Source organism: Streptomyces sp. NPDC059398 (assembly GCF_042751845.1).
Classification (GTDB): Bacteria; Actinomycetota; Actinomycetes; order Streptomycetales; family Streptomycetaceae; genus Streptomyces.
Genome location: NZ_JBHYWP010000138.1, coordinates 6,737 through 17,510 on the forward strand (window position 1 = coordinate 6,737; position 10,774 = coordinate 17,510).

Here is a 10,774-nt window from a genome sequence, read left to right on the forward strand (position 1 = left end):
GCTTTTTTTGGCCCCCACACAATCGTGGGGCCGCCGGGGGGGGTGCTTGCGCTCCCCAACCGGCCCCGGTTAGTCCCGCGGGGCCACCATTTGCGGCGGCCCCCCCGAGGCTGTGAGCGCTATTCGGCTGACCTGGCGTCAGGATACGCCCGGGAAGAAAATCTTCAATTCTCGCTCCGCGGACTCCTCCGAGTCCGAGGCGTGGATGAGGTTCTCCCGGACGATGGTGCCGAAATCGCCACGAATGGATCCGGGCGCTGCGGCAATCGGGTCAGTCGGACCCGCCAGAGCGCGTACGCCCTCGATGACCCGCTCGCCCTCGACGATCAGCGCGAGGACCGGACCGGAGGCCATGAACTCGACCAGCGGCTCGTAGAAGGGCTTGCCCTTGTGCTCGCCGTAGTGCTGCTCCAGCGTGTCCTGGTCGAGTGTCCGCAGCTCCATCGCCGAGATGGTCCAGTCCGCCTTGCGCTCGATGCGGCCGACGACCTCGCCGACCAGCCGGCGGCGTACGGTGTCGGGCTTGAGCAGAACGAGCGTGCGCTGGCTCACTGTGCGGACTCCTTCAGTACGGGCGTTACGGGATACGGGGTACGGCTCGGAAGGGCTCAGGCTACAGGGCCCTGCCGTGCACCTATTACGCAGCGTCAGGCCCTGCGGATGCCTGCTCCGCCCAGCGGGCCTTTGCCGCGTCGATGATCCGCCCGTAGTGGACCGACGCCCACCACAGCCCCGCGAACGCCACCCCGAGGATGAACATCACCGGTACGAAGAAACCGCTGGCGATCAGTGCGATCTGGAGCGCCCAGCCGATCTGGACCGCACCCGGACGGCTCAGCATTCCGCACAGCAGCACCGAGAGCAGCATGCCGATACCGCACACGGTCCAGACCGTGGTCTCCGACAGATCGCCCTTCATGGCGACCAGACCGGCGAAACCGATCACGAAGAACTCACCGATCAGGGTGGACGCGCAGAGCGTGCGCATAGGTCAGCGCCTTCCCAGGAGCAGCCGGGCCTCGCCGACCGTGATCACGGAACCGGTGACGAGAACGCCCGCTCCGGCGTACTCGCCCTCCTCCTCGGCGAGCGTGATCGCCGCCTCCAGAGCGTCGTCGAGGCGGGGCTCGACCACCACACGTTCGTCGCCGAAGACCTCGACGGCGATCGCGGCCAGAGCGTCGGCGGTCATCGCCCGGGGGGTGGAGTTCTGGGTGACGACGATCTCCGCGAAGATCGGCTCGAACGCTTCGAGCAGCCCGCGTACATCCTTGTCGCCACTCGCCCCGACCACCCCGATCAGCCGCGAGAAGCTGAACGCCTCGGTGACGCCTGCGGCGGTCGCCACCGCGCCCCCGGGGTTGTGCGCCGCGTCCAGGACGACCGTCGGAGAGCTGCGTACGACCTCAAGACGGCCCGGTGAGGTGACCGAGGCGAAGGCCTTGCGGACCACATCGCTGTCGAGTCGCTGCGCCTGCTGCGCACCGACCCCGAAGAACGCCTCGACGGCGGCGAGGGCCACCGCCGCGTTGTGCGCCTGGTGGGCGCCGTACAGCGGGAGGAAGATGTCCTCGTAGTCACCGCCGAGGCCGCGCAGCGTCAGCAGCTGGCCGCCCACGGCGATCTCCCTGCTGCCGACACCGAACTCCATGCCTTCGCGGGCGACCGTGGCGTCCATCCCGACGGCCTTCTTCAGCATCACCTGGGCGGCGTCGACCGGCTGCTGCGCCAGGATGACCGTCGCGCCCTGCTTGATGATCCCGGCCTTCTCACCGGCGATCGCGGCGGGCGTGGAGCCGAGGCGGTCCGTGTGGTCCAGCGAGATCGGGGTGACGACGGAGACGGGCGCCTCGATGACGTTCGTCGCGTCCCAGCTCCCGCCCATCCCGACCTCGACGACCGCGACGTCCACCGGCGCGTCGGCGAAGGCCGCGTAGGCCATTCCGGTGAGCACCTCGAAGAACGAGAGCCGGTGCTCCTGCTGCGCGTCGACCATGCCGATGAACGGCTTGATCTCCTCGTACGTCTCGATGAACCGCTCGGCCGTGATCGGCTCACCGTTGAGGCTGATGCGCTCGGTGATCGACTGGACGTGCGGCGATGTGTACCGCCCGGTGCGCAGTTCGAGGGCGCCGAGCAGCGCCTCGATCATGCGCGCCGTCGATGTCTTGCCGTTGGTGCCGGTGATGTGGATCGAGGGGTACGCACGGTGCGGATCGCCCAGGACGTCGAGCAGCGCCTCCATCCGTACGAGCGAAGGGTCGAGCCGGGTCTCGGGCCAGCGGCCGATCAGCTCCTGCTCCACCGCGCGCAGCGCCCTGTCCACCTCCGGGTCGGCGGGCCTGGCCGGCACCCCGTCGCCCGGCGGAGGTCCGCCGTGGGTGCGCAGGGTGCGGCTGCCGGCCTCGATCACCGCCTGGTCGGGGGAGGACGGCGTCTCCCCCGCCGGTACCGCGTCGTCGGCTGGAAGGTCGGTCGCTGCGTCGACGATTTCGTCGAAAGGGTCGGACTCGCTCACAGGACCAGTCTACGGAGGTCCCGGCGTGCCCGGACCTCACCCGTCCCCTGTACGCCGGGACCCCCGGTTCGGAGCACTCCGGCGCGCGGAACACCCCCATAAGAGACCAGACTTACCAATTATGGACATAGGCATTGATCTCGGAACGGCGAACACTCTCCTCTACGTCCGCGGCAAGGGCATCGTGCTCAACGAGCCCTCCGTGGTGGCGGTGCGCGACGGCGGCCGCGCCGCCCCGGCCATCGGTGACGAGGCACGCGAGAGCCTCGGGCGCACCCCGGACTCGGTCAGCGCGCTCCGCCCGATGCGGGAGGGCGTCATCGGCGACTACGACGCCGCCACGGAAATGATCAGATACTTCGTGCGCAAGGCCCTCCAGGGCCGGCGGACGCGCACCCGGATGGTGGTCTGCATGCCGACCGGGGTGACCCCGGTGGAGCTGCGGGCGATCGTGCAGGCCGCGCAGGACGCGGGCGGCCGGACCGTCCACCTGCTCGACGAGTCGATGGCGGCGGCGATGGGCGCGGGGCTGCCGGTGGACGAACCGCGCGGTTCGATGGTCGTCGACATCGGCGGCGGTACGACGGAGGTCGCCGTGATCTCCATGGGCGGCATCGTCACATCGAAGTCGCTGCGGCTCGGCGGCGACCGGATGAGCGCCGCGATCAGCGACTACATCCGCCAGGAGCGCAGCCTGCTGATCGGGGAGCGGACCGCCGATGAGGTCAAGCTGGAGATCGGTTCGGCCTGGCCGGCCCCGGACGAGCAGGGGCAGGAGGGCCGCACCTGCACGGTCCGGGGGCGCGAGAAGACCAACGGGGTGCCGACCGCGCTCATCCTCACCGCCGAGGAGATCCGCACCGCGCTGGACGAGCCGGTCGAGGCCGTCATCGCCACGGTGCAGTCGGTCCTGGCGGAGTGCCCGCCGGAGCTGGCGGCCGACGTCATGAAGCACGGGATCGTGCTGACGGGCGGCGGCTCGCTCCTTCCCGGCCTGGATCTGCGGATCGCGTCGGCCACCGGCATCGATGTGACGGTGGCCGCATCGCCGCTGGAGTGTGTGGCGCTGGGAACGGGCAAGTGCGTCGAGGAGTTCGACTCGGTGACCGCCAAGGTCCTGACGCCCGCCACCTGACCGCCCGTACGACGGAGAAGACCCCCGGCGGACCTGCGGGGGGTCTTCTGCGTACGGGTGTGGGCCCGGCCTACGGGTGTGGACCCGGCCTACGCCTGCGGCAGTCCGTCGAGCTGGGCCTGGATCCGCTCCAGGTCCGACTCGGCCTTGGCGAGACGGGTGCGGATCTTGTCGACCACGTTGTCCGGGGCCTTCGCCAGGAACGCCTCGTTGCCGAGCTTCCCCAGCGCCTGCGCCTTCTCCTTCTCGGCGGCGCCCAGGTCCTTGGCCAGCCGCTTGCGCTCGGCCGCCACATCGATCGTCCCCGACAGGTCGAGCGCGACCCTGGCGCCCGCGACCGGCAGCGAGGCGGTGGCGTGGAAGCCCTCCCCCGCGGGCTGGAGCCGCAGCACCTGGCGGATGGACGCCTCGTGGGGCGCCAGCGCCGTGCCGTCCAGGTCGAGCTGGGCCGGGACCTTCTGGCCCGGCTGGAGCCCCTGGTCCGAGCGGAAGCGGCGGACCTCGGTGATGACCTGCTGGACCAGCGTGATCTCCTGCTCGGCCGCGCTGTCCCGGAAGCCGGAGTCCTTCGGCCAGTCGGCCACGACGACCGACTCCTTGCCGGTGAGCGTGGTCCACAGCGTTTCGGTGACGAACGGGACGATCGGGTGGAGCAGCCGCAGCATCACGTCGAGGACCTCGCCGAGGACCCGCGCCGAGACCTGCGCCGCATCGCCGCCCGCGAAGAACGTCGTCTTCGACAGCTCGACGTACCAGTCGAAGACCTCGTCCCACGCGAAGTGGTAGAGGGTGTCGGCGAGTTTGGCGAACTGGTAGTCGTCGTAGTACGCGTCCGCCTCGGCGACGACCGCATTCAGCCGCGACAGGATCCACCGGTCGTTGGCCGACTGCTTCTCGACGGGGGGCAGTTCGCCCTCGACGGTGGCGCCGTTCATCAGCGCGAAGCGGGTCGCGTTCCAGATCTTGTTGGCGAAGTTGCGCGACGCCTTGACCCAGTCCTCGCCGATCGGCACGTCCGCACCGGGGTTGGCGCCGTTGGCGAGGGTGAAACGGACGGCGTCGGAGCCGTACTCGTCCATCCAGTCCAGCGGGTCGACCACGTTGCCGAAGGACTTGGACATCTTCTTGCCGTGCTCGTCGCGAACGAGGCCGTGCAGCGCGATGGTCTTGAACGGGGCCTTCCCGTCCATCGCGTAGAGACCGAACATCATCATCCGGGCGACCCAGAAGAAGATGATGTCGTGCCCGGTGACCAGCACATCGGTCGAGTAGAACTTCTCCAGGTCCGGGGTCTGCTCCGGCCAGCCGAGCGTGGAGAACGGCCACAGGCCCGAGGAGAACCAGGTGTCGAGGACATCCTCGTCCTGGTGCCAGCCCTCACCCGTCGGCGGCTCCTCGTCCGGTCCGACGCAGACAACCTCGCCCTCCGGTCCGTACCAGACGGGGATCCGGTGGCCCCACCACAACTGGCGCGAGATGCACCAGTCGTTGAGGTTGTCGACCCAGTCGAAGTAGCGCTTCTCCATCTCCTTGGGGTGGATCGTGACGCGCCCGTCGCGGACGGCGTCGCCCGCCTCCTTGGCGAGCGTCTCGACCTTGACCCACCACTGGAGCGAGAGCCGCGGCTCGACGGTCGTCTTGCAGCGCGAGCAGTGGCCCACGGAGTGGACGTACGGGCGCTTCTCCGCCACGACCCGGCCCTGTTCCCGCATGGCCTCGACGATCGTGGCGCGCGCCTCGAACCGGTCGAGCCCGTGGAACGGGCCGGGCACGGTGATGACACCGCGCTCATCCATGATCGTCATGGACTCCAGGCCGTGCCGCTGTCCGATGGCGAAGTCGTTCGGGTCATGAGCGGGCGTCACCTTGACGGCACCGGTGCCGAACTCGGGGTCGACATGCGCGTCGGCGACAACCGGGATGGTCCGGTCGGTCAGCGGCAGCTTGATCCGCTTGCCGATGAGGTGCGCGTACCGCGCGTCGTCGGGGTGAACGGCGATCGCGGTGTCACCGAGCATCGTCTCGACCCGGGTGGTCGCGACGACCAGGGTCTCGTCGCCCTCGCCGTACTTCAGCGAGACCAGCTCGCCGTCGTCGTCCTGGTAGTCGACCTCGATGTCGGAGATCGCGGTCAGACAGCGCGGGCACCAGTTGATGATGCGTTCGGCGCGGTAGATCAGCTCGTCGTCGTAGAGCTTCTTGAAGATCGTCTGGACGGCCTGGGACAGGCCCTCGTCCATGGTGAACCGCTCACGGGACCAGTCGACCCCGTCCCCGAGGCGGCGCATCTGCCCGAGGATCTTGCCGCCGTACTGCTCCTTCCACTGCCAGACACGCGCGGTGAACTCCTCACGCCCCAGGTCCTGGCGGGACTTGCCCTCCTCGGCGAGCTGCTGCTCCACCTTGTTCTGGGTGGCGATCCCCGCGTGGTCCATCCCGGGCAGCCACAGCGCCTCGTACCCCTGCATCCGCTTACGGCGGGTGAGGGCGTCCATCAGCGTGTGCTGGAAGGCGTGGCCCAGGTGGAGGGCGCCCGTGACGTTCGGCGGCGGGATGACGATGGTGAAGGGGGTCTTGTCGCTCTTGGCGTCGGCCTCGAAGTAACCGCGCTCCACCCAGCGCTCGTACAGCTTCCCCTCTACCTCGGCCGGCGCGTACTGGGTCGGCAGTTCGGTGGTGGGCGCTGGAGTCTGCGAAGAGTTCTCGGTCACGGGCCTAGTTTAAGGGCGTCACGGTCCCGTACTGAAACGGGAATCTTTGGTGAGACTGTGGCCCCCGTCTCCCCGGTGTGCGGACGCGTCCGTCAGGATGTCGGCATCAGGTAAGGATTCAGAGGGGGACCCAGTCCATGAGCTACAACCAGCCGGGGCCGTACGGACAGCAGCCGCCACAGCAGCCCGGCCCGTACGGGCAGCAGCCGCCGCAGCCCGGCCCGTACGGACAGCAGCCGCAGCAGCCAGGACCGTACGGGCAGCCGCCGCAGCCCCAGCAGCAGCCCGGCAACCCGTACGGACAGCCCGGCGGCCAGCCGCAGCCCGGCTACGGCTATCCGCAGCAGCCCCCGCAGGGCGTTCCGCCGCAGCAGGGATACGGCTACCCGCAGCAGCCGGGCCAGCCGAACCCGTACGGACAGCAGCCTCAGCAGCCGCCTTACGGCCAGCAGCCCGGGTACGGCCAGGTGCCGCCGCCCCCGCAGGCCCCGAAGAAGAAGACCGGGCTGATCATCGGCGCGGTGATCGTGGCGGTCGCGGTGATCGGCGGCGGGGTCTATCTGCTGACCTCGAAGAGTGGCGGCAACGGCGATGTCGCCGACAGCACCAAGGGGTACAGGATCGCGGCACCGGCCTCGATCGGTGAGTACCAGAAGCAGCAGGGCGGCGACACCTCGGCATGGGGCAAGGACGGCAAGCAGAAGGCCGAGGCCGTGGGCGTCAAGAACCCGTCGAAGACGGGCGCCGCCTACAAGACCGGCACGGGCCTGACCGAGAAGGATCTCAACCTCTCCGGTCTCTGGGGCACCATCGACAACCCGCAGCAGGCCATCGACAGCGCCTTCGCGCTCTCCAAGGCGAACATCGCCGAGAAGGCGTCCAACGGCGTCAAGGTGGAGCTGCAGGACAGCCCCAGGTCGGTCAAGCCCACGGGTTTCAGCGGCGCTCTCATGAAGTGCCAGAACGCCAAGGTCACGAACACCAGCAGCAGCAGCGGCAGCAGCGACCCGACCGCGCAGGTGCCGAAGACCTTCGTCCTGCCCATCTGCATCTGGGCCGACTACAGCACCCTCGGGATCGTGCAGAACACCGATGTCGCGCTGATCCTCACGCATAAGTCGCTCTCGCTGGACGAGGCGGCGGCGCTCACCGCGAAGGTGTACAACTCCTCCCGCGTCAAGCAGTAACAGCCGTCAGCACAGCGCGAAGGGGCGCCGCCGGTCTCCACGGACCGGTCGGCGCCCCTTCGTCGTGCGCTCGCGTCGTCTCTGCTCGCGTCGCTGCGGCTACGCGGACTTCTCGTGCCGCCCGTCGTTGCCGACGATCCGCGGCTCGCGCGGGACCAGCGTCGGGTTCACGTTGTCGCGGACGACATCGGCCGTGATGACGACCCGGGCGACGTCCTTGCGGGACGGCACCTCGTACATCACCGACTGGAGGACCTCCTCCATGATGGCGCGCAGTCCGCGCGCCCCGGTGCCGCGCAGGATCGCCTGGTCGGCGATGGCCTCCAGTGCGGGACGGTCGAAGTCCAGCTCCACACCGTCGAGTTCGAAGAGGCGCTGGTACTGCTTCACCAGGGCGTTCCGCGGCTCGACCAGGATCTGCAGCAGCGCCTCGCGGTCCAGGTTGTGCACCGAGGTCAGGACGGGGAGGCGGCCGATGAACTCGGGGATCATCCCGAACTTCACCAGGTCCTCCGGCATGACCTCCTGGAACTGGTCGCTCGCCTCGATCTCCCGCTTGGAGCGGATGGTGGCACCGAAGCCGATGCCCTTCGCGCCCGCGCGGGACTCGATGATCCGCTCCAGACCGGAGAACGCGCCGCCCACGATGAACAGCACGTTTGTGGTGTCGATCTGGATGAACTCCTGGTGCGGGTGCTTGCGGCCACCCTGCGGAGGCACCGATGCGGTGGTGCCCTCCAGGATCTTCAGCAGGGCCTGCTGGACGCCCTCGCCGGAGACATCACGCGTGATCGACGGGTTCTCGCTCTTGCGGGCGACCTTGTCGATCTCATCGATGTAGATGATGCCGGTCTCGGCCTTCTTGACGTCGTAGTCCGCGGCCTGGATCAGCTTCAGCAGGATGTTCTCGACGTCCTCGCCGACATAGCCTGCCTCGGTGAGCGCGGTCGCGTCCGCGATCGCGAACGGGACGTTGAGCATCCGGGCCAGCGTCTGGGCGAGCAGCGTCTTGCCGGAGCCGGTGGGGCCCAGCAGCAGGATGTTGGACTTGGCGAGTTCGATCGCGTCCTCACGGCCCGAGCCGCCGCCGTTCTCACCGGCCTGGACGCGCTTGTAGTGGTTGTAGACCGCTACCGAGAGGGCCTTCTTCGCGGGCTCCTGCCCGACGACGTACCCCTCAAGGAACTCATAGATCTCACGCGGTTTGGGCAGTTCCTCCCACCGCACCTCGGAGGTCTCCGCGAGCTCTTCCTCAATGATCTCGTTGCAGAGATCAATGCACTCGTCGCAGATGTACACCCCGGGGCCTGCGATGAGCTTCTTCACCTGCTTCTGGCTCTTCCCGCAGAACGAGCACTTGAGCAGGTCGCCGCCATCACCGATGCGTGCCACGAGGTGCTTCCCCTTCGCCTGGGAGGCGCCACGTTCAGCGTCTCCTGGTGCCTCATATTCGACGGTACCTTGCCGGGCCCCTCGTTCGGGCCCCCCTTGGCACGGTTCACTTTGACGTGCACCGTGCCAGGGGACGGAAGGTAAATCAAACGGCCATCAGGTGGACATCATCCCCACGGAGCCCTTGCGGGTCGAAACGATCTGGTCGACCAGGCCGTACGCCAGGGCGTCCTCGGCCGTCAGGATCTTGTCGCGCTCGATGTCGTCGCGGATCTTCTCCACCGGCGTGGTGGAGTGCTTGGCCAGCAGATCTTCCAACTGGGTCCGCATACGCAGGATTTCGTTGGCCGCGATCTCCAGGTCGGAGAGCTGCTCACGGCCGGTCTGCGAGGAGGGCTGGTGGATCAGCACACGGGCGTTCGGAAGTGCCATGCGCTTTCCGGGGGTGCCGGCGGCCAGCAGGACGGCGGCGGCGGACGCGGCCTGGCCCATGCAGACCGTCTGGATGTCCGGCTTCACGAACTGCATCGTGTCGTAGATCGCGGTCAGCGCGGTGAACGAGCCACCGGGGCTGTTGATGTAGATGGAGATGTCCCGGTCCGGGTCCATCGACTCCAGGCAGAGGAGCTGCGCCATAACGTCGTTGGCGGAGGCGTCGTCGATCTGCACACCGAGGAAGATCACGCGCTCCTCGAACAGCTTCGCGTACGGGTCGTACTCACGCACGCCCTGCGAGGTGCGCTCGACGAAGCGCGGAACGATGTAGCGGTTGTCGACCTGCGGGCCGGTGTAGAGGCCGCTGGCGGAGGCGGAGAAGTCGTTCATGCTGGTGTTCACCATCCTGGTGGCGTTCAGTGGTCGGCCGGGTTCGGAGACAGGGGTCCGGGGCGTCAGTTGGCCCCGGTGCCGCCGCCGCCCGGAACGCCCGATGCGGAGGAGATGATCTCGTCGATGAGGCCGTACTCCTTGGCCTCGTCCGCCGTGTACCAGCGGTCGCGGTCACCGTCGCGGATGATCGCGTCGACGGTCTGGCCGGAGTGCCGGGCGGTGATCTCCGCCATGCGCTTCTTCGTACGGAGCAGCTGCTCGGCCTGGATCTTGATGTCCGACGCGGTGCCGCCGAGACCGGCCGAGCCCTGGTGCATCAGGATGTCGGTGTTGGGGAGCGCGAAGCGCTTGCCCGCGGTGCCGCCGGTCAGCAGGAACTGGCCCATCGAGGCCGCGAGGCCCATACCGATAGTGACCACGTCGTTCGGGATGTACTGCATGGTGTCGTAGACCGCCATGCCCGCCGTCACCGAGCCGCCGGGGCTGTTGATGTAAAGGAAGATGTCCTTGTCCGGGTCGGCGGCAAGGAGGAGCAGCTGCGCGGTGATCTTGTTGGCGATCTCGTCGTCGACCTGCTGGCCGAGGAAGATGATCCGCTCACCGAGCAGTCGGTTGTAGACCTGGTCGCCGAGGCCGCCACCGATGTTGGGCTCGCCGGCGGCGTAGGGCATCAGATTCGTCACGTATCCACCTGCTCGTCTCTGACGGCTCCGGCCGTCTCAGCGTCTTCGTACAGCAGGAGTCCGGGGGTGGTCGTCTACTCCCGGAGTCTCCTCTTCATGGACCCTAACGCGCAGGTGGGACAACGCCATCCCGCTTCCCGAACTGTTCGCTGGGAGCGCAAGGTAGGGCCTGACCCGAACGGCGGGGCCCCGGGCCCGGCGCGCCCCGGCGGTGAGGCGTCCGGCGCGTGCGGACGATGGGCGTGGGGGGGGCCGGGGGCCACCGCCGCGCCGCCGCTGTCGCGGTGTGCGGGGGGGGGGGCGCGCGGGGGGGGGCGGGC

The 10,774-nt window shown here is 68.5% G+C and carries 9 protein-coding genes; 2 read left to right on the forward strand and 7 right to left on the reverse strand.

Annotated features, from left to right (window positions below; all coding sequences use genetic code 11):
- Window positions 1-138: 138 nt before the first annotated feature.
- The 3 genes from ndk to ACFXBC_RS32615 form a co-directional block, all read right to left on the reverse strand.
- Entirely contained in the window at window positions 139-552 is a 414-nt protein-coding gene (gene ndk, locus ACFXBC_RS32605) for a nucleoside-diphosphate kinase (RefSeq protein ID WP_385032845.1), read from the reverse strand.
- Between the two features lie 85 nt (window positions 553-637).
- Complete coding sequence (locus ACFXBC_RS32610; RefSeq protein ID WP_385032848.1) at window positions 638-988, reverse strand: DUF4233 domain-containing protein; 351 nt, start codon at window positions 986-988, stop codon at window positions 638-640.
- A gap of 3 nt (window positions 989-991) precedes the next feature.
- On the reverse strand, window positions 992-2,491 hold the full coding sequence (locus tag ACFXBC_RS32615) for a bifunctional folylpolyglutamate synthase/dihydrofolate synthase (RefSeq protein ID WP_385032869.1): 1,500 nt from the start codon (window positions 2,489-2,491) through the stop codon (window positions 992-994).
- A gap of 148 nt (window positions 2,492-2,639) precedes the next feature.
- Here ACFXBC_RS32615 and ACFXBC_RS32620 point away from each other — a divergent pair, with 148 nt between their 5' ends.
- Complete coding sequence (locus ACFXBC_RS32620) at window positions 2,640-3,653, forward strand: rod shape-determining protein (protein WP_385032851.1); 1,014 nt, start codon at window positions 2,640-2,642, stop codon at window positions 3,651-3,653.
- 89 nt (window positions 3,654-3,742) lie between these two features.
- Here ACFXBC_RS32620 and ACFXBC_RS32625 read toward each other — a convergent pair whose 3' ends face one another.
- On the reverse strand, window positions 3,743-6,364 hold the full coding sequence (locus ACFXBC_RS32625; protein WP_385032854.1) for a valine--tRNA ligase: 2,622 nt from the start codon (window positions 6,362-6,364) through the stop codon (window positions 3,743-3,745).
- A 137-nt stretch (window positions 6,365-6,501) separates the two neighbouring features.
- Between ACFXBC_RS32625 and ACFXBC_RS32630 the strand changes: the two genes are divergently transcribed.
- The gene (locus ACFXBC_RS32630) at window positions 6,502-7,551 is read left to right on the forward strand and encodes a hypothetical protein (protein WP_385032857.1); all 1,050 of its coding nucleotides are present in this window, start codon (window positions 6,502-6,504) and stop codon (window positions 7,549-7,551) included.
- A 99-nt stretch (window positions 7,552-7,650) separates the two neighbouring features.
- Here the strand turns inward: ACFXBC_RS32630 and clpX are convergent, their stop codons facing one another.
- The 3 genes from clpX to ACFXBC_RS32645 form a co-directional block, all read right to left on the reverse strand.
- Entirely contained in the window at window positions 7,651-8,943 is a 1,293-nt protein-coding gene (gene clpX / locus ACFXBC_RS32635; RefSeq protein WP_385032860.1) for an ATP-dependent Clp protease ATP-binding subunit ClpX, read from the reverse strand.
- A gap of 156 nt (window positions 8,944-9,099) precedes the next feature.
- Window positions 9,100-9,783, reverse strand: coding sequence for an ATP-dependent Clp protease proteolytic subunit (locus ACFXBC_RS32640; protein WP_385032863.1), 684 nt, complete (start codon window positions 9,781-9,783; stop codon window positions 9,100-9,102).
- A gap of 50 nt (window positions 9,784-9,833) precedes the next feature.
- Window positions 9,834-10,454 (reverse strand): ATP-dependent Clp protease proteolytic subunit, encoded by a 621-nt coding sequence (locus tag ACFXBC_RS32645; RefSeq protein WP_385032866.1) that lies wholly within the window; start codon window positions 10,452-10,454, stop codon window positions 9,834-9,836.
- Between the last annotated feature and the right edge of the window lie 320 nt (window positions 10,455-10,774).